The 23903-nt window shown below is 42.5% G+C and carries 18 protein-coding genes; 8 read left to right on the top strand and 10 right to left on the bottom strand.

Annotation, left to right across the window (positions count from 1 at the left end; translation table 11 throughout):
• Together ACH2DQ_RS27435 and ACH2DQ_RS27430 are read right to left on the bottom strand one after the other, a co-directional pair.
• Positions 1 to 745: hypothetical protein (locus tag ACH2DQ_RS27435; protein ID WP_395028707.1), on the bottom strand; the 745-nt coding region annotated here is incomplete at its 3' end.
• 14 nt (positions 746 to 759) lie between these two features.
• Complete coding sequence (locus tag ACH2DQ_RS27430) at positions 760 to 1701, bottom strand: magnesium transporter CorA family protein (protein WP_394911369.1); 942 nt, start codon at positions 1699 to 1701, stop codon at positions 760 to 762.
• Positions 1702 to 2052: 351 nt separating this feature from the next.
• On the opposite strand from ACH2DQ_RS27430, the gene aroC reads away from it, so the two are divergent.
• Positions 2053 to 3156, top strand: coding sequence for a chorismate synthase (aroC, locus tag ACH2DQ_RS27425; protein ID WP_394911370.1), 1104 nt, complete (start codon positions 2053 to 2055; stop codon positions 3154 to 3156).
• A gap of 84 nt (positions 3157 to 3240) precedes the next feature.
• Here aroC and ACH2DQ_RS27420 read toward each other — a convergent pair whose 3' ends face one another.
• Positions 3241 to 4296: a lactonase family protein gene (locus ACH2DQ_RS27420; protein ID WP_394911371.1), complete on the bottom strand. Its 1056-nt coding sequence runs from the start codon at positions 4294 to 4296 to the stop codon at positions 3241 to 3243.
• 199 nt (positions 4297 to 4495) lie between these two features.
• Between ACH2DQ_RS27420 and ACH2DQ_RS27415 the strand changes: the two genes are divergently transcribed.
• The 5 genes from ACH2DQ_RS27415 to ACH2DQ_RS27395 are packed head-to-tail and all read left to right on the top strand — an operon-like array spanning position 4496 to position 9319.
• Complete coding sequence (locus ACH2DQ_RS27415) at positions 4496 to 5035, top strand: helix-turn-helix domain-containing protein (protein WP_394911372.1); 540 nt, start codon at positions 4496 to 4498, stop codon at positions 5033 to 5035.
• Between the two features lie 15 nt (positions 5036 to 5050).
• Positions 5051 to 6124, top strand: coding sequence for a spermidine/putrescine ABC transporter ATP-binding protein (gene potA / locus ACH2DQ_RS27410; protein ID WP_394911373.1), 1074 nt, complete (start codon positions 5051 to 5053; stop codon positions 6122 to 6124).
• Positions 6114 to 6929, top strand: coding sequence for an ABC transporter permease (locus tag ACH2DQ_RS27405; protein ID WP_394911374.1), 816 nt, complete (start codon positions 6114 to 6116; stop codon positions 6927 to 6929). Before potA ends, ACH2DQ_RS27405 begins: the two co-directional genes overlap by 11 nt.
• Positions 6929 to 8800: an extracellular solute-binding protein gene (locus ACH2DQ_RS27400; RefSeq protein ID WP_394911375.1), complete on the top strand. Its 1872-nt coding sequence runs from the start codon at positions 6929 to 6931 to the stop codon at positions 8798 to 8800. The genes ACH2DQ_RS27405 and ACH2DQ_RS27400 overlap by 1 nt, the downstream gene beginning before the upstream one ends.
• 12 nt (positions 8801 to 8812) lie before the next feature.
• Complete coding sequence (locus ACH2DQ_RS27395; RefSeq protein ID WP_394911376.1) at positions 8813 to 9319, top strand: flavin reductase family protein; 507 nt, start codon at positions 8813 to 8815, stop codon at positions 9317 to 9319.
• 153 nt (positions 9320 to 9472) lie between these two features.
• On the opposite strand, the gene ACH2DQ_RS27390 is transcribed toward ACH2DQ_RS27395, so the two are convergent.
• Complete coding sequence (locus tag ACH2DQ_RS27390) at positions 9473 to 10840, bottom strand: sodium-dependent transporter (protein WP_394911377.1); 1368 nt, start codon at positions 10838 to 10840, stop codon at positions 9473 to 9475.
• Positions 10841 to 11149: 309 nt separating this feature from the next.
• Between ACH2DQ_RS27390 and ACH2DQ_RS27385 the strand changes: the two genes are divergently transcribed.
• Complete coding sequence (locus tag ACH2DQ_RS27385; protein WP_394911378.1) at positions 11150 to 12037, top strand: RluA family pseudouridine synthase; 888 nt, start codon at positions 11150 to 11152, stop codon at positions 12035 to 12037.
• Positions 12038 to 12064: 27 nt separating this feature from the next.
• On the opposite strand, the gene ACH2DQ_RS27380 is transcribed toward ACH2DQ_RS27385, so the two are convergent.
• The 6 genes from ACH2DQ_RS27380 to trpS all read right to left on the bottom strand — a co-directional run bounded on the left by ACH2DQ_RS27380 (position 12065) and on the right by trpS (position 23073).
• Positions 12065 to 12562, bottom strand: coding sequence for a heme-degrading domain-containing protein (locus tag ACH2DQ_RS27380; protein WP_394911379.1), 498 nt, complete (start codon positions 12560 to 12562; stop codon positions 12065 to 12067).
• A gap of 91 nt (positions 12563 to 12653) precedes the next feature.
• Positions 12654 to 12911 (bottom strand): HPr family phosphocarrier protein, encoded by a 258-nt coding sequence (locus tag ACH2DQ_RS27375; protein ID WP_394911380.1) that lies wholly within the window; start codon positions 12909 to 12911, stop codon positions 12654 to 12656.
• 97 nt (positions 12912 to 13008) lie between these two features.
• Positions 13009 to 15150, bottom strand: a complete 2142-nt coding sequence (locus ACH2DQ_RS27370) for a glucose PTS transporter subunit IIA (RefSeq protein ID WP_394911381.1) — start codon at positions 15148 to 15150, stop codon at positions 13009 to 13011.
• 154 nt (positions 15151 to 15304) lie between these two features.
• The gene (gene licT / locus ACH2DQ_RS27365) at positions 15305 to 16141 is read right to left on the bottom strand and encodes a BglG family transcription antiterminator LicT (protein WP_394911382.1); all 837 of its coding nucleotides are present in this window, start codon (positions 16139 to 16141) and stop codon (positions 15305 to 15307) included.
• 301 nt (positions 16142 to 16442) lie between these two features.
• Entirely contained in the window at positions 16443 to 21803 is a 5361-nt protein-coding gene (locus ACH2DQ_RS27360) for an NPCBM/NEW2 domain-containing protein (RefSeq protein WP_395028706.1), read from the bottom strand.
• 265 nt (positions 21804 to 22068) lie between these two features.
• A complete protein-coding gene (trpS, locus tag ACH2DQ_RS27355) occupies positions 22069 to 23073 on the bottom strand; it encodes a tryptophan--tRNA ligase (RefSeq protein ID WP_394911384.1) in 1005 nt (334 codons plus the stop codon).
• Positions 23074 to 23366: 293 nt separating this feature from the next.
• Here trpS and ACH2DQ_RS27350 point away from each other — a divergent pair, with 293 nt between their 5' ends.
• The gene (locus ACH2DQ_RS27350) at positions 23367 to 23846 is read left to right on the top strand and encodes an S-ribosylhomocysteine lyase (RefSeq protein ID WP_394911385.1); all 480 of its coding nucleotides are present in this window, start codon (positions 23367 to 23369) and stop codon (positions 23844 to 23846) included.
• The last annotated feature ends 57 nt before the right edge of the window (positions 23847 to 23903 follow it).

The following is a 23903-nucleotide window of genomic DNA, read 5'->3' as shown; positions in this document are numbered from 1 at the left end:
ATTCCAGATCCTCTCCGTCCAGTTCTGTTCTGCCGCATATTGCACATTTATGCTTGGTAAGGCCGTTTGAAGACTGTCTCGTTTCCTGCCGAAACTTCTTTTTCCTTTTTATTTCACCGGGTGAAACCCTTCTAAAATCTCTGGTTCCAAGGAAGAATATAATGAAGTTCATCAAAGATGCAATAATTGCAACTTTAATCGGCCAAGAGGATTTAAAGAAGGAAAACAGGATAAATACCCCATATAAGATTCCCATCCACTTGATTTTAATCGGTATAACAAAATACAATAACACCTGCATATTGGGATAGCATAAAGCAAATGCAAGGAAAATTGACATATTAATGTAATAAGTACTGAAAATAGGGCCGAATTTACCACCCCCGCCTAAGATAAAGTACAGGATAAACGCACCGATATCCGTAAAGAGTATACCGGCAAGAATATATAGCGTATAACGGAAAGCACCCCAGGTATTTTCCAGAGAAGTACCCAATGAGTAATAAAAAAACAACATGATAACCGTAAATATGCTAAGGGATTCCGGAGGTACTAAGATCCATGTAACGATACGCCAGATCTGGCCTCTTAAAATATGGTAAGGTTCCAGCGTTAAAAAATTCATGATATTAGGCTGAAATACATTAAAAGTGTAACCCAGGATGTAGCAGATGATAAGGTATAAGGATAAATTACGGATACCGTACCTGCCAAATTTACGTTCCAGTTTATTTATAAAGTCCATTTATACTACCTTTCTTAAAATAAATTCTTTTTTGAAAAAATCAAAGCTACAACAAGACTTAAAATTAATGAAAACAAAATAACCAGTGCAAATCCATAGGGACTGCCCGAAAATGGCATACCGCTGGAATTCACATTCATTCCGTAAGCGCTGAAGATCATCGTTGGAATGGACATTACAATAGTAACGGTTGCTAAAAATTTCATTACAATATTCAGATTGTTGGAAATAACAGAAGCAAATGCATCCATCATACCGCTTAAAATTCCGCTGTAGATATTTGCCATCTCAATTGCCTGTTTATTCTCAATAATAACATCTTCCAAAAGTTCAGTATCTTCGGGATAGTGTTTTATGCCTTCTGTTTTCAGCAGTTTCTCCAGAACAACTTCATTCGACCGAAGGGAAGTTGTAAAATACACAAGACTCTTTTCCAACTCCAGCAGTTCAATCAGCTCCTGATTTTTGGTGGACAGATGAAGTTTCTTCTCCACCACTTCGCTCTTCTTATCAATAATTCGCAGATAGTGCAGGAACATGGTCGCATTCTTATACAAAATCTGTAAGATAAAACGGGTCTTTTTATAGGTAAAGAAATTCCGTACCCTGCCGTCCATAAAAGCGGAAAGCACCGGTGTATCCTCCAGGCAAACGGTAAAAATAATTTCATCCGTTACAATAATGGACATGGGTATGGTTCCGTACCAGTCTTTGTCATTACGTTCTTCGATGACCGGGATATCCACCAGAATCATCGTATAGTTATCTTCTACTTCAATTCTGGACCGTTCTTCTTCATCCAGAGGTGCCCGCAGGTCATCTACCTCAATGTTGTATTCGTTGGCGATATCTAATATTTCTGTTGCTGTAGGGTCTACCAGCGCAATCCAGCAGCCCTCCTGTGCTTCATTTACCTGGTGAATTGCACCATCAATTGTCCTGTAAATTTTGATCATGATTCCATAATCTCCTTTCAATTATCCATAGAACAGGATAATCGTCTGAAGGCCTGTCCTATGCGTATTTTTCTATATGAACTTCACTATTATTTTCCCTAGGACTAGGACCACCCTCCATGGAATCACACTTCCTTTCTTTCTCCAAAATATCTTGCAACTAAAGGACATTATAAAGACTAAAAAAGTATTTGTCAATCGCAGCCATCATTTTTTTCATCTCTTTACAATATTTTAACAATTAGGTATACTGTTAATAGTCAGTCAAATGGATCTGCAGGCATGCCCATTTGGTTCGTTACTCGCGGGAATAAGATTGGCTGGCTCATTTTAGCACACAAGGAGGATATTATGGCAGGATCAACATTTGGCAATCAATTTAAAATAACGACCTGGGGAGAATCACATGGAAAGGGCATCGGTGTCATTGTAGACGGATGTCCGGCAGGACTGGCTCTCTGCGAGGAAGATATACAAAAGAATTTAGACCGGAGGAAACCCGGACAGAGTAAATATTCCACTCCACGCAAAGAAGATGATGCGGTTGAAATCCTCTCCGGTGTTTTTGAAGGAAAAACAACAGGGACTCCGATTTCCATGATAGTTTATAATAAAACACAGCGCTCTTCTGATTATGGAGAAATCGCTGATTACTACAGACCGGGACATGCCGATCTGACTTATGACACGAAATACGGTTTCCGGGACTACCGCGGTGGCGGGCGTTCATCCGGAAGGGAAACCATCGGCCGTGTTGCCGGAGGCGCAATTGCAATTAAAATACTGGATCGGCTGGGCATACAGCTTCTGACTTATACCAGATCCATTGGTCCGGTCAAAATAGATCATAATAATTTTGACCGTAGTATTATTTCCCAAAATCCGCTATATATGCCAGATGCTGAGGCAGCCCAGCGTGCAGGTGCGTTTTTAGAAGAATGCATGCAGCATGGAGATTCTTCCGGCGGCATGATTGAGTGCATAGTTAAAAATATGATTCCGGGTGTTGGGGATCCGGTATTTGAAAAGTTAAATGCGAATCTGGGAAAGGCACTGCTTTCTATAGGAGCTGTGAAGTCTTTTGAAATCGGTGACGGGATTGCAGTCTCCCAGGCTCTTGGAAGTGAAAATAATGATCAGTATACCCTGTCTTCTGAAGGACATAAAGTGAAACTTACCAATCACTCCGGCGGAATCCTGGGCGGAATCAGTGACGGCAGTGACATTCTCCTGCGGGTAGGAATCAAGCCGACACCATCAATAAAAAAAGAACAATCTACTATTACGAAGGATGGAAGAAGCATACAGATCAAAGTGAAAGGACGGCATGATCCGGTCATTGTTCCCCGCGCAGTTGTAGTGGTGGAATCCATGACCGCTATAACGTTACTGGATATGCTGTTTGCCAGCATGACATCCCAGATGGATGGTCTGATCCGGTTTTTCAAAAGATAATAAGATCTAACCCGCAGAAAGTAATTTTAGCACGCTGCGGATTCAAAAAAAGACAGCCGCATATGCAGTTGTCTTTTTTGAATCCTACTCTTCTATTTTTGAAATCAAAATGCAGTTTGGTGTCTCCACTTTTACTGGTTTGCCCTTCATAATTAACAGGCCTTTTTCATAATCAATGGTAAAGAAACGGATTTCATTGCTTTCATGGTTGAGCACAACTAACGTCTTTTCATCCGGGAACACATCAATGTCTTTTGGATAGTCTCCGCTGATTGGTAAAATGCAGATCTCTTCCAGCATTCCGTTTTCCGGATTGATGCGGAATACGCCGGCACTGTTGTCTCCTGCGGAAGAACAATACAGGTATTTGCCGCTTGGAGCAATCTTAAGACCGGAAGCTGCACAGCCGCCTTCTTTTTGGTCCATTGGCGTGCGCACAGTCTGTATTAAATCAAACTGCGGGGATTTACCGGTACCATCATAGGTATACACGTTAATTTCATTGCTGAGCTCGCAGATTACATATGCGTATTTTCCATCTTTGCTGAAACGGATGATCCTTGGACCTGATTCCAGCTCGCATCTTAAAATATCATATAGTTTTAATTTTCCGGAGGCAGGATTTACGGTATATAGCTTTATATGGTCAATTCCATTGTCTACGACACAGAGATATTTACCGTCCGGTGTAGGCATTACACAGCTGATATGAGGTCTGAAGTTACGTTCAGCTACGCTTCCAAGGCCCTTGTGGAATATGCCATCCACAACACTGCCCAGGCGGCCGTCCTGATGAATCCGCACAACGCTGACTTTGCCGTCATGGTATCCCCCTACAAATAAAAACTTACCATCCAGGTCGGTGGAGAGAAAACATCCTCTCATGCCATCGATATCCACCTGGTTAATCGGCTCTAAATCGCCGTTGGGGAATATTTTTAAAACTTCAACACCTTCATCTGCTATGGAATACAGATATTGTCCATTTGGGGATTTCGTAATATGGGATGCATTATTGACCGAAACTACATTTCGCTCCGCCATTGTCCCCTCTTCTATATTTAAATCATAAATATGGATACCAACACTGCTTCCATGTGTATATGTACCTACATAAGCAACATATTTACTCTTGCTCATTTTCTTATCCTCCTTAGCTAAACACTTATGTCTCATTAATTTCTTCTATCTTACCATAAACTAATCTATTTGTTAATAGAAATCAGAAGAAAAATTTAGCAAATAATTAGTGACAATCAGCCCATTCTATGCTATATTGTTTCTGTTTACAATTGCTAAACTTTATGTTTATTTATACTATTAGTTAAGAGGTAGGAAAATGGTTATCGGACAAAAGCTAAAAGAATTGCGTATTGCCAAAGGTCTGACCCAGGAAGAACTGGCAGGCAGGGCTGAACTTTCCAAAGGTTTTATCTCCCAGCTGGAACGGGATCTGACTTCACCGTCTATTGCCACTCTGGTGGACATACTCCAGTGTCTGGGTACCAATCTGAATGAATTTTTCTGTGAAACGACAGAGGAACAGGTCGTTTTTCATGACACAGACTATTTTCAGAAGGTTGATTCAGAATTTTTCAATAAAATTGAATGGATCATTCCCAATGCCCAGAAAAATATTATGGAGCCTATCCGCCTGACTTTAGAGCCCGGCGGAAGCACTTATCCGGACAATCCCCATGAAGGGGAAGAATTTGGATATGTATTACAGGGGAATATTACCCTGTATATTGGTAAACGTAACTATAAGGTAAAAAAGGGAGAATCTTTTTATTTTAATCCAAGCCAAAGACATTATATTAAAAATACAGGGAAAAGCAGTGCTGTCCTGATCTGGGTCAGCTCTCCGCCCAGCTTTTAAATCAGGAGGTACGACATGAGTAATAAATTAATTGACCTAACCCATATAACAAAATCCTATGATGGGCAAAAAGTATTGGATGACCTGAATCTCTATATCCGGCAGAATGAGTTTCTAACACTGCTTGGTCCAAGCGGCTGCGGTAAAACCACAACTCTTCGTATTTTAGGCGGGTTTGAAAATCCTGACAGCGGCAATGTGATCTTTGACGGCAAAGACATTACCAATCTGCCGGCAAATAAACGCCAGTTAAATACAGTATTTCAAAAATATGCGCTTTTTACCCATATGACCATCGCCGAAAATATAGCTTTCGGCCTTAAAATTAAAAATAAAAGCAAAAATTACATCAATGACAAAATAAAATATGCCTTAAAGCTGGTTAATCTGGAGGGATATGAAAACCGTTCACCCGATTCATTAAGCGGCGGACAGCAGCAGCGTATTGCCATTGCCAGGGCTATTGTAAATGAGCCGAAGGTGCTTCTTCTGGATGAACCGCTGGGGGCACTTGATTTAAAGCTGCGCCAGGATATGCAGTATGAATTAATCCGGCTGAAAAATGAACTGGGCATTACCTTTATCTATGTGACACATGACCAGGAAGAAGCTTTGACCATGTCCGATACTATCGTGGTTATGAACCAGGGATACATTCAGCAGATTGGATCTCCTGAGGATATCTACAATGAGCCGGAGAATGCATTTGTGGCTGATTTTATCGGTGACAGCAATATTATAGCAGCAACCTTTATGGAAGATAAACTCGTTAAAATTCTGGGTGTGCCATTTCCCTGCGTAGATGTGGGTTTCGGGCATAATAAACCAGTAGACGTGGTAATCCGCCCTGAAGATATTGACCTGGTAAAACCGGAAGACGGAACGATAACGGGTGTCGTAACCCATCTGATATTCAAAGGAGTGCACTATGAAATGGAAGTACTTGCCAACAATCACGAATGGCTTGTACACAGCACTGACCTCTTCCCGGTAGGGACGGAAGTAGGTATCCATGTAGATCCTTTTGATATTCAGATCATGAACAAACCTATTTCAGAAGATGAGGAGGCGGTAAATATTGAAGAGTAAACGACTTTTAGCCGGACCTTATCTGTTCTGGGCTGTTTCCTTTATCATTATTCCGCTGCTGATGATCGTATATTATGGTCTGACTGCGGAAGATAAAACCTTCACACTGATGAATATAGCCAAAATCACCACTGCAGAAAATTTAAAAGCGCTGGGGCTGGCAATCCTGCTGGCTGTGATCAGTACCGTGATCTGCCTGGTTCTGGCATATCCGCTGGCAATGATTTTAAGTTCCTCTAATATGAATCAGTCCAGTTTCATTGTTTTGATTTTTATTTTACCTATGTGGATGAACTTTTTGTTAAGAACGATGGCATGGCAGAATCTTTTGGAAAAGAATGGAGTTCTGAATGATATTCTGACGTTTTTTCATTTGGCACCATTAGAGATTATCAATACGCCCTATGCGATTGTACTGGGGATGGTGTATAATTTTCTGCCTTTTATGGTACTTCCCTTATATAATATTCTGAGTAAAATTGATAAGGATGTGATCAATGCAGCAAAGGATTTAGGTGCCAACAATTTTCAGACATTTGTAAAAATTACTTTTCCCCTGAGTCTGCCCGGCATTATCAGTGGCATTACTATGGTTTTTGTCCCGGCACTTACTACTTTTGTTATTTCAGACTTGCTGGGCGGCGGGAAAATTTTATTAATCGGTAATGTAATTGAACAGACATTTAAACAGGGAAGCAACTGGAATCTGGGCAGCGGACTGTCCCTTGTTCTGATGGTATTCGTAATCGCAAGTATGGCGCTTGTTTCAAAATACGATAAAGATGGAGAGGGGGCTACATTCTAATGAAAAAAGCGGCACAAAAAATTTACCTGATCTTAATTTTCATTTTACTGTATGCACCGATTGCAACCCTGATTGTACTCTCCTTTAACGCATCCAAGACTCGTGCCAAATGGGGCGGTTTTACTTTAAAATGGTATAAAGCGCTCTTCCAGAATGAGCAGATAATGAATGCATTTTATACAACGCTGATTATCGCACTGCTCTCCGCCCTGATCGCCACCTTAATCGGTACTATGGCGGCAATCGGCATACAGAGTATGAAACGGAAGTACCGCACCCTGTTTAACGGTCTTGCCAACATACCGATGGTAAATGCTGAAATCGTAACCGGCGTGTCCCTCATGCTGCTTTTCATTGCATTTCATGTAACTTTGGGATTCAGTACAATCCTGATGGCGCACATAACCTTTAATATTCCATATGTTATGTTGAGCGTAGCTCCCAAGCTGAAGCAGACCAAGCGAAGCACGTATGAAGCAGCACTGGATCTGGGGGCATCTCCGCTGTATGCCTTTTTCAAAGTGGTATTCCCGGATATTATGCCCGGAGTTTTATCCGGATTTCTCCTGGCATTCACCATGTCCCTGGATGATTTTGTAATTACCCACTTTACCAAGGGACCAGGGATTGACACCTTATCAACAAAAATTTATACGGAAGTGCGTAAGGGAATCAAGCCGGAAATGTATGCACTTTCTACTCTTCTGTTTGTATCCGTACTGGTTTTGCTGATTCTGGTAAATATGTCACCGAAGGAACAGGTACACGACAAAAAATCGGAGATAAAGAAGAAAACAAAAGTAGCAGGTGTGTTTAAAAAAGCGGTTCCGGCACTTATGGCTGCTGTGATAGTGATAGGAGGCTTTTACTATGGCTCCCAGGGCTCTCTGGCGGGGGATAACAAGGTAATCGTCTATAACTGGGGAGAATATATGGATCCTGAAGTAATTTCCATGTTTGAGGCGGAAACCGGCATTGACGTGATCTATGAGGAATATGAGACTAACGAAATCATGTATCCGAAAATAAAATCCGGTGCGATTGCATATGATGTAGTCTGCCCCTCTGATTATATGATCCAGAGAATGCGGGAAAATGATCTGCTGGCGGAAATTAACTTTGACAACGTACCCAATATGAAGCACATCGGTAAAACTTATCTGGATAAATCCAGGGAGTTTGATCCGGAAAACCTCTATTCTGTACCCTACTGCTGGGGAACGGTGGGTATTCTTTACAACAAGACCATGGTGGATGAGCCAATTGACAGCTGGTCCGTACTGTGGGATCCCAAATACAAGGATAATATTTTAATGCAGGACAGCGTCCGGGATGCTTTTGCCGTTGCATTAAAACAACTGGGATACTCCTTGAATTCATCGGATCTGGATGAACTGACTGAAGCCAAAGACTTTCTCATTCAGCAGAAACCATTGGTTCAGGCTTATGTCATTGACCAGGTAAGGGATAAGATGATTGGAAATGAGGCTGCACTTGGTGTTATTTACTCCGGAGAAGCAATATATACCAAGACGGAGAATCCGGATCTGGAATATGTGGTACCAAAGGAAGGCTCTAATATGTGGATTGATTCCTGGGTTATACCAAAGAATGCAGAACACAAAGAAAATGCGGAGGCTTTTATTAATTTCTTATGCCGACCGGATATTGCATTAATGAATTTTAATTACATTACCTATTCTACGCCCAATACAGAGGCGCGTAAAATGATAGAGGACGATGCTATCCGCAACAGCCCCGTTGCTTTTCCGGATGATTCCGTATTAAGCCGATGTGAAACCTTCCGCTATCTGGGCGATAAGGTTGACCAGACCTATAATGAACTATGGAACAAAGTAAAATCAAATTAGGAGGTATGTATTATGAGTTTTAAAGAAATCAAAGCAACAGAATTACAGAAAAATCCTTTTCAGATGATTGGCAGGGAATGGCTGCTGGTTACAGCAAAAAATGGTGACAAATGTAATACCATGACCGCTTCCTGGGGCGGCGTGGGCATTATGTGGGGGAAAAATGTAGCATATGTTTTTATCCGCCCCCAGCGCTACACCAAAGAATTTATTGACGCGTCTTCTACCTTTTCACTGTCCGTACTGGATGAGTCCTGCCGTAAAACCTTAACTTACCTGGGCACTGTCTCCGGCAGGGACGAAGATAAAATTGAAAAATCTGGGCTTACGGTGGCAATGGATGGGGATACGCCATACTTTGAAGAAGCCAATACCGTAATGGTTTGCCGTAAACTCTATGCCCAGGAATATGATCCAGCCTGCTTTATTGATAAGAGCTGTGACGAAAAATGGTATCCTCAGAAGGATTACCATACCATGTATATTGTGGAAATTGAAAAGGTTCTGGTTAAAGAATGAAATGTACTAAAATAATATAATTGAGATGTTTTATGATATATTTAAAAAGGGATGTCGGAAAATTATCCGGCATCCTTTTTGAAACTAATTTTCTCATTAGACACTATTAAATGGGATTGGCGCTTTTACATGTCAGTGTCCGGCTGTCAATGCTTAAAAGAATTTCACTACATACCCCTGAATAAAGATCGCCAATACAATAATCGGCAGAATCCAGGTTACATATACCCTTGCCCAGGCCGGGAACTTCATCCCTTTTCCTGCATTGGCCTCTGCAGTAAACTTCTTGAATCCCCATCCATAGCGGCTGGTACAAAATAAAAGATATACCAGGCTTCCAAGAGGCAGCAAATTGTTGCTGACGATGAAATCTTCCAGATCCAATACATTTGTTCCTGGTCCAAAAGGTGTAAATCCGCTTAGCAGATTGAATCCCAGCACACATGGCATAGAGAGTATAATGATTACAATGAGATTGACCGCAACTGCTTTCCCTCTGCTGCATCCCGTAAGGTCCATAGCAAATGAAATAATGTTCTCAAACACTGCAATGATGGTAGAAATGGCAGCAAATGACATGAATAAGAAGAATAGGCTTCCCCATACTCTTCCACCGCTCATTTCATTAAACACATTGGGTAATGTTATAAAAATCAGACTGGGACCGCTGTCCGGTTTGATGTTGTAAGCAAAACAAGCCGGAAAAATAATCAGACCTGCCATAAGTGCTACAAAAGTATCTAAAATAGTAACGCTTACTGCTTCTCCAGTCAAAGACCGGTCTTTGCCGATATAACTGCCGAAAATCGCAAGCGCTCCGATACCGAGGCTCAAGGTAAAGAATGCCTGACCCATAGCCGCAAAAATACTCTCGGAAATCCCGGTTTCCACCAGTTTATTAAAGTCCGGATACAAATAAAATTTAAGTCCGGTCGAACTGCCTTCTAACAATATAGAACGGACAGCCAGAATAATCATAAGTGCCAGCAGGCTGACCATCATAACTTTTGTAATTTTTTCTACGCCGTTTTTTAATCCTTTTGCGCAGATTCCAAAACATACAATGACAACCGCGATCATGCAGACCGTCATAAGTACCGGCTGACCCATTAAGTCTCCAAAAGCTCCGGCAACCTGTTCTGAATTCATGCCTTCAAATTGTCCGGCAGCCATTTTAAAGAAATAAAGAATCATCCATCCGCCAATTGTAGTATAGAACATCATAAGCAGATAATTTCCTGCAATTGCACCAAATTTGTACAGATGCCATTTCGTTCCTTTGGGTTCCAGCACGTCAAATGACAATGCAGCGCTCTTCTGGCTTCCACGCCCTACCGCAAACTCCATTACAACAATGGGTAATCCAAGTATGAGCAGGAAAAATAAATAAACCAATACGAATGCCGCCCCTCCATATTTTCCCGTAATATAGGGGAAACGCCATACATTTCCAAGCCCGATTGCACATCCTGCCGATATCAGAATAAAGCCTAATCGGGAGGAAAACTTCTCTCTCTCCATATCTGTCTCCTTTTAAAAGTTCTTTTCTAACTATTTTACACGAATTTTGTATATATGAAAAGCAAAATTCGCTTTTTTCAATAAATTTGGCAGAGATTTAAAGCGTTGATACTTTAATACGTTGAGTTGTATCAGTAATATATACTTTTCCTTTATAGATAAGGGTCACTTTGTAAAGAATAACTTGATTTTTACAACTTCGTTTGACACCTCAACGCTGTTACGGTAAACTAAAAGGGATTTAATATCAGAAAAAGAAAGGTGATGCCCCGGCTATTAAAAATATGGGCAGTTAAAACGGATCCACACATGAAAAGAACACTGACATACCACATAGATTCACACAGCGCAGGCAAAAATATCACTGCCTTTTTAAAGGAACAGGGATACTCCAGACATATCTTTACGCATCTGAAACGCACCGAAAACGGTATTTTGAAAAACGGAAAGTGGGCATATACCTCAGAACGATTGCAGGAAGGGGATGCATTAACGGTTCATATCATGGAAGAAGCTTCTTCCAGCCAAATCGTGCCTGTTAATATGGAACTTGTGATTGTATATGAGGATGAAGATATACTGATTCTGGATAAGGCCGCAGATATGCCTATTCATCCATCCATCAATAACTATGAGAATACTCTTGCCAATGGTCTTGCCTATTATTTTTCCAGTAAAGGAGTTGCCTTCACCTACCGGTGCATCAACCGTCTTGACCGAGATACTACCGGGCTTTTGATTATTGCGAAAAATATGCTGAGTGCCGCCGTTTTGTCTGATATGGTAAAGAGCCGGAATATTCATCGTGAATATTTGGCTGTGGCACAGGGCGAAACTCCAGAATCCGGCATCATTGATGCGCCAATAGCCAGAAAAGAAAATTCCGCCATCGAACGCATAGTTGATTTTGACTGTGGAGAACGGGCAGTGACCTATTACAGGCGGCTGGCATATAAAAATGGGTACTCCCTGGTTTCCCTAAAGCTGGAAACCGGGCGTACCCATCAGATTCGCGTTCATATGAAATATTTAGGATATCCGCTGCCGGGAGACTTCCTGTACAATCCCCGGTACAGCAAAATCAAACGGCAGGCACTACATTCCCACAGACTGGAATTTGATCATCCGATTACTAAAGATAAAATGGTATTCACTTCTCCTTTGCCTGGTGATATGCAGTTTGAGGAATGGGAGTAAGGCTTATTCAGCCTTTGCCTCTGAGAACTAAATATTACCGCGGATTCTCGGAACTTCATCGATATGCAGATACCGGCTGATGCATTTTACAACCAGGTCATGGTCTGAAACATGATCCAGACCGGATACAATTACACCGCCGATGACACCCACTTCTTCCACTCGGATAGGGAAACCGCCGCCGCAGGCTGCATAGTCTTTGGGATCCATAAAGCGCTCTTCCAGGGTTTCTTCTGCTTTGCGAAGCAGCATGTAAGCCCGCAGGCTGCTCTGTTCTAACCTGCGCACTGTATTGAACTTTCTTGCCATCCAGCTTTCATTGTCCATGTTTGTCCGATTTGATGCATATTGGAAAACCACATATCCATTATTTAAACGGATACTCACTGCTACCGGAAGGCTTCTTCTCTTCGCTTCCATCACAATCAGATTCCCAAGTTCCCATGCATCTTCATTTGTAAAATGAGAAAACTGAAGAATTTCTTCCTGCATCTCAAGCATAGCAATTAATTCGTCTACTGTCATAGTCATTCCTCCTAGTGTGAAAATGATGATATGCTGTCATTATACTACTTTTTGGAGGAAAAGAAAAGAGTGTGTGTGATGAATGATCGCTTTACAGGTTCGCTTTAAAAAATGCTTCCATGGCTTCGATTGCGGCAGCTTCGTCATCACCTTCTGCAGTTACGGTTACTTCGGCTCCCTTCTTTACACCAAGACTCATAACCGCCATCAGTCTTCTGAGATCTGCACTTTTTTCACCTGCTGTCAGGGTTAGTTTGGATGTGAATGGCTTTGCCTCTTTTACCAGCAGTCCTGCGGGTCTTGCGTGAATTCCGATTTCGTCAGTAATAACATAATTAAATGATTTCATAATGATTTCCACCTTTCGTTTTTTATCTATTGTTATGGCAGTCTGAAATCTGCCGGGATCACCCGGCAGCTGTAGGAACTGCTCAAATAACCGATGATTAATAAATGTCAAGCAATTGCTGCTTTCTCTCAATATCTCCTGTATTTACAATGGTAACCGTGTGATAGTCGTCGGTATTGGATACAATTACAGGAGTAACGGTTCTGTAATGTTCACTCTGAATGCCTTCCAGATCCACATTGGCTAGCAGATCTCCGGTCTTGACACGGTCTCCGTCTTTTACGTGAATGTCATAATATTTCCCATTTAGCTGAACAGTATCAATTCCCACGTGTATTAGCAGTTCTACGCCCTCATCTGAGGTAAGTCCGATGGCGTGTTTGGTATCGAATACCATAGAAACGACACCGTCAAAAGGTGCGGTTACCCTGCCGTCTTCCGGTTCAATCGCAGCTCCGTCTCCAAGCATTCTCTCTGAAAACACACCGTCATTTACTTCTTCCAAAGGAATTGCTGTTCCTTTCATCGGCGCGTAAACCGTATAGGTTTTACCGGAGGCGTTAGTACTGCTATACACCCCGGAAGTTTCCTTTGCAATCTCAGGATGTTCAAAAATCAAATCTTCATCATAATCGCTTGCGGAACTTGCCAGATAGTCCTCCAGGTTGGATTTGATAACCGTTACTTTCGGTCCGTAAATTACCTGAACGCCATTTCCTTTCATGATGACCCCTGCTGCTCCGCTGGATTTTAAGAGATCCTGGTCTACCTTTTCTTTGTCTTCTACTGTTATACGAAGCCTTGTTGCACAGCAGTCCACATCACTGATGTTCTGCTTACCGCCTAATCCTTTTGTAATCATGGCTGATTGTTCGTCTGTACTGTTACTGCCGCCATTTCCCTGGTCTTTTCCCTTTCTAGCATCCATATCGGCTCTGCGGTACAGCTTCACTTCTCCTTCTCCATCGTCACGTCCCGGTGTCTTCAGATTGAATTTGGTAATTAAAAATCGGAAAAGGAAATAATAAATGATAAAATATACAATACCGATTACCACAATCCACAGCCAGCTTGTTTTGGCATTTCCCTGCATGATCCCAAAAAGTGTCAGGTCAATAAGCCCGCCGGAAAAAGTCATGCCAACGCCGACACCAAAAATATGGGTAAACATATATGCCAGTCCCGCCAGAACACAATGAATGGCATACATTAAAGGTGCAACGAACAGGAAGGTAAATTCCAGAGGCTCTGTGATACCGGTAATCATCGCAGTCAGCGCTGCTGAAATCAAAAGTCCGCCCACTACTTTTCTCTTTTCCGGTCTGGCACAGCAGTACATGGCAAGTGCGGCTCCCGGAAGTCCGAATATCATAAATACAAACTTGCCTGACATAAAACGGCAGGCGTCCACGCTGAAGTGGGCGATTCCCGGATCAGCTAACTGCGCAAAGAAAATGTTCTGTGCACCTTCTACATAGGCACCTGCCACCGTTGCGGTGCCGCCTACTGCTGTCTGCCAGAAAGGTAAGTAAAATACATGGTGAAGACCGAAAGGAATCAATGCCCGTTCGATTAATCCATAGAGCCAGGTTCCAAAATAACCGGAATTCATAACAAATTGTCCAAGACTGTTAATTCCATTTTGAATAAACGGCCAGATATAAAACATCAGAATTCCCACTAGCATATATACAGCAGCCGAAACGATCGGCACGAATCTGGTACCGCCAAAGAATGACAGAACCTGGGGGAGCTGAATTTTGTAAAAACGGTTGTGGAGTGCAGCAACACCAAGTCCCACAATAATACCCCCGAATACGCCCATCTGCAATGAGGTGATGCCCACAACGGAAGTCGTAGCGCCTTCCAGCATATTTTCCGGTCCGCCCTGTGCAGTAATTAATGCACCAATGGAAGCATGCATTACAAAGAATGCGATGGCTCCGGATAAAGCCGCAACTTCTTTTTCTTTTTTTGCCATACCAATGGCAACACCCATGGCAAAAATAATAGGCAGGTTGCTGAATACAATACTTCCGGCTGCATTTAACACGGTTAAAATGGTATAAATAAAAGTCCCGGGTCCCATAAATTTCATTAAATGATAGGTCTCAAGCATTGTCTCATTTGTAAAAGAGCCGCCAATTCCCAGAAATAGTCCTGCGATGGGCAAAATAGCGATGGGCAGCATAAAAGATCTGCCTACACGCTGTAATACTCCAAATATTTTATCTTTCATTTCTCTGATTCCTCCTGATAAAAGTATATATTATAATCTGATTCTGCACAAAAAAAGACCGCAACAGAAAATCTGATAGTAGTATACCCCAGCTGTAGATATCTACTACCAAATCCTGTTCCGGTCTCGCCTGCATTATCAGTTACAATCCAGATTAAACAGTATTTGATACTCTTCTTAAATGTATTGTGAGGAAAATCATCTCTTCCTCTGTAATTTCTTTTTTATAGGTTTCTCGGATAAAGTCCCGTATCTCTTCGGAACACTTATAGTCATTTTTATAGCGTTTCTTAACCATTTTCTGAAAAGTTATATCATCATCTTTTGTAATCCGGTCGGAAAATAACCGCTGTCCGAAAAATTTAAGATGGGTGATAAAACGTTCATATGCCAGAGAACGGTCATCTAATTTCATCTGATAATAATGCTCAACAATGTCTAAGACCTTCTGAATCATTTCCGTAATATTCACCATGTCACACATATCTGTGTTTAACTCTGCATTCACAATATGTAAGGCAATAAAACCTGCTTCATCCCTGGATAATTCCACATTCAGACGTTCTTTTATAATTTCCAGCGCTTTGCAGCCAATCTGAAATTCCTGAATATAAAAATTACGAATTTCCATGAGCAGCGCATTCCGGTATTCCATATTCTGGCGCTGGCGTTCAATGGCGAAACTGATATGGTCTGTCAAAGTGATATAAATATTTTCATTTAATTTTTTGCCCACGGTATTTCTGGCATAATCAATGATTTCTGTACAGGTCTCCACATATGACAGCGGTATTTCTGCCATTAATTCCTGTAATTTACCCAGAGCTTTCGGGCTTTCCATTTTATAAACTTTTTCAATTTTTTCTCCGGGGATGATATCATGAGGTTTTGACTTAAATCCAATGCCAAGCCCTCTGACGATGATCTCCTGTCCATCTTCATCAACGGAACACACAATATTATTATTGATAATCTTCGTTATCTCATACATTCTTGCCTTATCTCCATTCCGTATCAAAACATGTAAAATCCAATAATGCTCTTTGGTAAAATGAAAAAAGTATTAATCGGTTTTACGCGGTTTCAAACATAAAAAAAACCAACCCTGCAGAAAGTTGTCATACTCGCTTCAAAGATGGTCTCGCCTGCATTACCAGTCACAATCCCGTATTTATCTTCAAAAATGATATCATAAAATGCAGTTAGTGTCAAGTGGGTTTATCAGAATAATTTCCTATCTGTAACCTGGAAACAGCCCGCTGACAGATGGACAGCGGGCTGTTTTTACACTTCTATTTTTTTATCTGGGCTTTGGAAGAAAGGCCCTTATTTTTTAAGAGTTTCTTATAAGAACTCCATTTTTTAGACGGAACCTGAATAACCGCTTTTGTGTAAATCTTTTTCAAAGCATTTTTGCCAACGGTTTTTAACTTACTGCTTTGAATCTTAATAGATTTTAGATTTTTTGCTCCATAAAACGCCGCATCTTGGATCTTTACGATATTTTTTGATATGGTGATGGATTTTAACCTGGTATTTTTGTAAAATGCCTTCTTTTTGATTTCCGTAACTTTAAACTTGTAACTGGAAATTGTAACGGCAGCAGGTAGTTTCAGGTTTGTTGTCTTTTTATTTTTCACCCCTCTTACGCTTACGGTTCCATTGGTGGCAGAGGATTTTAGTATCTGGTATTTTACATTTCCTATGGTATAGGATGCTCCTTTCTTCGGAACTTTGCAGACAGAAAGGGTGAGTCTGGCTGCATAGAGTAAATTCCTTGTATTTATTATGGAATCCTTGTTTGCTTTGTTGTCCCCCAGGATTTTTTCTGCCTGGCTTAAATTATCTTTTAAACGGCAAAAGCTTGTTGTTGTATAATGTTTCTGCCCTTTCTTTACGATTGCGCTGCATGTTGCAATTTCTGTCTCCAGGGATTTTCTTGCATCCGCCAGGGACGTATCCGGCTTAAGCTGCAGCCCTGTCATTGCAGAATTTAGTTTATCCAGAGCTGTCTGCAGTTCCCTTTTGGAAGGCGCTTCCAGTGATAAGACTTTTAGTGCCCCGTCATATGCTGCTTTTAACGCTGTCCAGCTTTCATTGGTATAACTGCCCTGCCCTTTATTTAACAGTGCCTTTGCCTTGCCAGCTGCTTCGGAAAGTCTGGTAGTATCTTCTTTTTGCAGCAGGGAATCCATTGCATGATTTAATTTTTCTGACGCTGCCAAGATCTCTTCTGCTGAGGGATCTGCCTTTTCTAAAACTTTGACTGCTTCTTCATAAGCGGATATAAACTGAGTCCAGCTGGCATTTGTGTAATTCCCCTGTCCTTGATTGATCCTGTTTTGGGCAGTACGGATGGCCTCCTCCAGTTTAGAAGTATCACCTATGGGCTCCAGACCGCTAAATGACTTTGCAAGGGAATCCGCTGCCGCCTGGATCTCCTCACCGGAAGCCTCTTTGTTTAAGTATACATCATAGGATGCAGCAATACAGTCGGATGCAGATTTCCTGCTGGTAAGGGTATAGTGTTTCATGGTATCCCCTTCGATTTTTTTCGTTAAGTCTCCAAGGGCTAAAAGTATGGGACTTTCTTCTGTCGGTTCTTCGCTGCCCCCGGATATCGTTTCAACACCATATTCAAAATAGTCCAGTCCGAATTTTCCGGTTGGTACCAGCTTAACCGTATGTTCACCGTCTTCCAGATATTCGGATGCATAGACTTCTTTGTATACGTTTGCATTCTCATTGTTGTTAATATGTCCTGCCGGTTTGCCGTCAATAAAAATATCGGCACCCTGTTGTCCGCCGTCTGCCTTGGCGCCTATTTTTATATAGTTTCCATTAAATGTGAGGGCTATATAATCCCCTTCTTTGACCGGATTTCCTTTATCCCCAAGGAAAGTCTCACTTCCGTTATAGGCATCGGATGAAGGCCAAAGCTGCCAGTCTCCTTGTCTTTCAAGACGGCTGTCCTCCCCGTCAATTTTAGTCCAGGCAGTGTCCGTTTTCGTTCCGGCTTCCAGTTTATCCGGGTCCGGATAGATCATGACGGTATTTGCAAGAATTTCCATGGTATCCTTGTCCCACACACTAAGCCGTCCCTGGTATCCTTTCAAGTCAGAAGGCATGGGCAGTGTCAGGGAAAGCTCTTTTGTACTGTCCGGATACAGGGAGTCAAACTCCATGGTGAAGCCTGCCAAACGTCCGGCGGGATCATAGAGAGAAAGGGAAGCACACAGAGGCTGTAAAATATCCGACGTGCTTTTCAGGGTTAATTTCCCGGTAAAATCTTCTCCCGCCTGTAAACGGTCGCTGATTCCAATATAGGAGGTCCGAATGCCGCTGTTCTTTTTACTCACATCCCTTATGGCGCCATACAATTTTACATCTGCCCAGTCGGTATGATCCTGTGACTCGGATCCGTTAGCATCTGTCATAAGCTTCAGTTCAGTAACGCCGCTTACGCTTACGTTAAATGCGTCCGATTCCCCGCCGGAAAGCTCCTTTTCATATATCAGGCTGTTATCGGCATAGATTCGGAAAATGGCATTGCCCCCATTTACTTCATTATCAATCCCAGCCACACCCGAGATGCGGGTATACTTCTTATCCAGGTTGTGGATAATGGTGCTGTCCGCATGAAGCCCGATTCCTTTTTTATAAACTTTATTGCCCACTGTAATCGGATTTCCCTCACAGGTCCTGTCCTTTCCCTTTTCGCCCCATCCGGTTGAAACTTTGCTGTAGTCCACTACATCGGACAGGTAAGCGCTGTATTTGGTATAGGGTGGTGTAATGGAGGATGGGTTTCCATATACCTCAAGTTCAGAAAGAAAGGCTTTTTCATTTGCCGGAACGTCGGTAAACGTTATTTTCACATATCTGGCTTCCACGCCATCCAGTGATTCTTCTGCATTTCTGGATGAAAGGGTATCCTTGGTATATTCTGCTGCAAGAGTCCAGGGGCCATTTTTATCCATAGCAGTTTCGATTCGATAGGGATATGGCGTTTTGTCAAATCCCAGATCCAGGTTATAGAGATACAATGCGAATTCCAGATCTACCATAAAGTATTCTCCGCTGCCGGTTTTACCAGCCTGCCAGGATGTGGAAGGATTGCCATCTACAGCCAGGGAACCGTCCTTGTCGTTGCTGCTTGGGAACAGGGGCCTTCCTGCAGCGGCGTTGTTTTCGCCATAGATAACGGGATCCTCAATTTTAGCAGTTACACTGCCCCATTTATCCGCATTGTAAAAATCTTCCGGTTCCGTACCGTCATTGCTATCCAAGGCATTATCCGTATGTATGGTAATTGTGGAGACCGGAAGGCCTTCTGCCGTTGCACTGATCACGGTGTCTCCGGAATAGTAGGAGCGGAATTCGATGCTTGCTTTTCCGTCCCGCATGGATTTCCCAGGTGTAAACTTATAAGTTTTCCCGCCAGGGAAAATACCGGGTCCCGATTCCACCTTAAGGGTTACGGCTTTCGTTTCATTTACCCAGTTACCGTCTGCATCTTGTAAAGTTACGATGAGCTGTGTGTCTTTTGTGCCGTTGTTGGTGATGTCTGTATCGGAGGAAGAGATCCCTATCTGGGAGGCTGTTCCCGCTATGGATGCTTCCCCGGGAATTCCCATATTGTGTTCCCGGTACCAGTACCAGCTGTTTAAAGGCAGGCGGTAATAGTCTATCATTCCCATTTTAGCCAGTCCGTCTCCACCGATTGTACCATGGTGAAAACCACACCACAGTACCAAACCGGCACTATTTGCTCTGAGCTTATAAGAATATTCGTCACTGCCCTGAATCTGATCATAGAACGGACGGTAATCTCCGGGACGGTCTGCTGTTTTGGAACCGTATTCTGCAACTACGTTTGGCATCCAGGTATTTTCAAACTTTCCGCCGTCTCCATTATAACCCGCAATATCACAGACAGCCAGATCGGCATAACCGCCTCTCTGTGCCCCGCCCATACCTGCTTTTCTGGTTGGATCCAGCTGGTGGGAAAGATTCCTCATTTTATCAACCAGCGCAAGCGCTTTTGGAGCAGTTCCGTTAGGGGAAGCTTCCATTCCGTTATCCATGCCACCATTGGTAAAAAACACTTCATTTCCCATGCTCCAGTTGATAATGGAGGGATGGTTGCGGTTTACGCGGATCATAGCTTCCAGGGAATCCAGACAACTCTGCTCAAATGCTGCTTCATCCGCAGGGTTTTGAGGATATGCATCCTTAAACCAGTCAGCCGACGTACCCATAGCCGGTTCATCTTTCCCGGCGCAGCCACCCATTCCCCAGAAATTGCATTCCGACCAGAACAGAATGCCCTGCTCATCACAGGCTTCTGCAAATGACGGATCGTGAGGATAATGGGATCCTCGGATAAAGTTCATGCCGCATTCTTTAATCATGGATACATCCCGCTTAAACCCTTCATTGGTAACCGCATCTGCAAATCCTGCATGATCCTGATGTACATTTGCTCCATTTAATTCTACTTTTTTTCCGTTCAAATAGAATCCGTCATTTTTATACTGTGCACATCGAAAGCCGAATGAAGATTCGTAGGTATCTACGGGAGTGCCATTTTGGTACACGGTGGTATATAACTGGTAAACATAGGGATTCTCAGGATCCCATAACTGGATATTTTTCAGTTGTCCGCTAACTGCCGTAATTTCAGCCACAGCCCCGGCTTCAATCTCCTGCTCACCGGATTCAAAAACAGCCTGTACCATTCCTTCTTTATCTACAACTTCCTGTTTTAATTTTACCGCTGCCGGTGTGGAAGAGTCATTTTTTATTTCAGTACTGACGCTTACATTAGATTGCTTTTTTGCAATATTATTCAGGATCACTTCTTCACTCTCATAGCTGTCCAGAACATTTTTTGCAGAAGCATCAAATCCCGGGTTCGACAGATCGGGCGTAGTGACGAAGGTTCCATACCAGGTTACGTGAACATCATCTGTAATATTGAGATAGACGTCCCGGTAAATACCTCCGGTAAACTGGTGGTCTCCCGCTCTGGGGGCAAGATCCGGCTGCCAGATATTATTGACGCGTACCGCAATGAGATTTGTGCCGGGATTCAGATAGTCCGTTATGTCCAGGACGAAACCCGAATAACCGCCCCGGTGTGTGCCTGCCGGTTGTCCGTTTACAAATATTTCGGCTTCCTGGAATACCCCTTCAAATTCCAGCTCTATTTTTTTTCCGGCCATATCCCCGGATACCTCAAACTCCTTGCGATACCAGCCATACCCCACGTAGAATGAAGCCTGCATCTCATAAGGAATGCTGAAGTTATGGGGAATTCCGATATCTACCCATTCGGTGTCATCATAGTCTATAGCTTCCGCTCCCGGAATGTCATTGCGTATAAATTTCCATTCTCTGTTGAAATTCACCTGCTCTCTGGCGGTCTTGATTTTTTCAAAAGGCTTGGAAACTGTATCTGCCGTATTTCTCTCTGACTCTGCCGGCAGATCTTTTTTGATCTCATTGTTTTCACCGAAATCACTGTGCTGCCCCTCTGTTACCCATTCTGTTTGTGGCGCAGGAGCCGCTGCCGCTGCCATGGATGGCAGAATCATGGAACAGGACAATAAAATAGCGATTATGCTTTTCCATCTCTCTTTTTTTCTCATAGAACCTTCTCCTTTTTCTCTCACTCTCATTCATCTACTCAGTAAAATACAGTTTGCTTTCTCCTTTCCCCCACAATGATTAGAATCCGTTGAGATAGATAAATTACCGTTCATTATATTTAAGACAAAATGAAATGTACATACTTTTTTCTTCGAATATTATTAGAAATTATTCACTGTTTTCAGAAGATGAAAGATGAAACGCTGTGGGATCTGAATATTAAAAAAGAAGGGGTATCGTTCCCCTTCCTGTTTTTGAGTGTGATTATTTAATCCGATCCGGAAATCCTACCTTACGCTGTACCTTGCGAAGTGTCTTTGAAGCGTAATAATTTGCCTTTTCAGCGTTTGTTTTGATAATACGATCAATATAACCTTTGTCTTTATTTAACTCGGCTACACGGTCCTGAACCGGTTTCAGAACGGATATAACAGATTCACCAACGGCTTCTTTAAATGCCCCATATCCCTGACCGTCAAATTCCTTTACCGCTTCATCCGGTGTCTTACCCATACATGCACAATAGATATCCAACAGGTTTTTGATTCCCGGCTGCTCTGCCCGATACAGAACTGTTGCTTCCGAGTCTGTTACGGCGCGTTTGCATTTGCGCATGATCGTATCAGGGTCATCCATGAGATAAATACTGCCGTTTGGATTCTCATCGGATTTCGACATTTTCTTGGCTGGGTCCTGGAGGCTCATGATTTTAGCACCGGTTTTTCCGATATAAGCTTCCGGAACGGTAAATACATCGCCATAGATACCGTTAAACCGCTGCGCAATGTCCCTTGTCAGCTCCAGATGCTGCATCTGGTCAATCCCTACCGGAACCAGATCGGTCTGGAATAAAAGAATATCGGCAGCCATAAGTGTCGGATATGTAAAGAGTCCTGCATTGATGTTATCGGCATGTTTAGCTGATTTATCTTTAAACTGTGTCATACGGCTGAGCTCGCCCATATAAGTATAACAGTTCAGGATCCAGCTGAGTTCTGCATGTCCGGAAACATGTGACTGGTAATAGATACAGTTTTTCTCGGGATCAAGTCCTGCTGCAATATATAAAGTCAGAAGCGCCCTTGCTCTTTTGCGCAGCGTGGCAGGATCCTGACGTACGGTGATGGAATGCAGGTCTACGACACTATAGAAGCACTCATATTCATCACTTAAAGTAACCCAATTTTTTAAAGCGCCCAGATAATTGCCTAAAGTCAACGTTCCGGTTGCCTGCATACCGCTGAATAATACTTTTTTGTCATTAATCATGTCTCAAATTCCTCCATTTACTTTGGTTAAAGTTTGTAACAGTTCAGACAAGTCAGAACTGTTACCGCATCCAGCCAATAAAATCGCTTTGCGATGGGCTGGATGCCTGCAGGCTCCAAGTTTTCTCACGGTACACGCCGTAAATGCGCATACCTGACTGAACTGCTACTAAAGTTTATCATTTGAAACTGTGAAAGTCAAGGTTGTATCCATACAGAATCTCTGATAAAATATAGAAGAAAAAAGGGTGGCTTTCAACAGCCCATGCCCGTATTTATAAAGGAGTGTACTATATGGAAAAAATAACAAGCTTCACCATAGACCACATCAGGCTGCTGCCAGGGGTATATGTATCCCGCAAAGATCATGTGGGCAATGAAGTAATTACTACATTTGATCTTCGCATGACAAAACCAAACGGCGAGCCGGTCATGAATACTGCAGAAATGCACACCATCGAACATCTGGCTGCCACCTGGCTGCGCAATAATGAAGAAATCGGCAATAAGGTCATTTATTTTGGACCAATGGGCTGCCGTACCGGTTTTTATCTGCTGCTGCACGGGGATTACGAGTCCAAAGATATTGTTGAACTGATGACCGGATTATTTGAATTTATCCGGGACTTTAAAGAGGAAGTCCCCGGCGCATCTGCCAGGGACTGTGGTAATTATTTAGATATGAATCTTGGGATGGCCAATTATCTCGCTGATAAATACTTAAATGAAGTGCTATACCACATCACGCCGGACAGGCTTGTGTATCCGGACTAGAGCGTGGTTGAAAGCTCCGCTTCTTTTCTTTAAATATCTGTTTTTTACAAAATCAAA

The sequence above is a fragment of the Robinsoniella sp. genome (genome assembly GCF_034124845.1).
The sequence above is the reverse complement of the archived record's forward strand: the minus strand, read 5'-3'. Positions and strand labels throughout refer to the sequence as shown.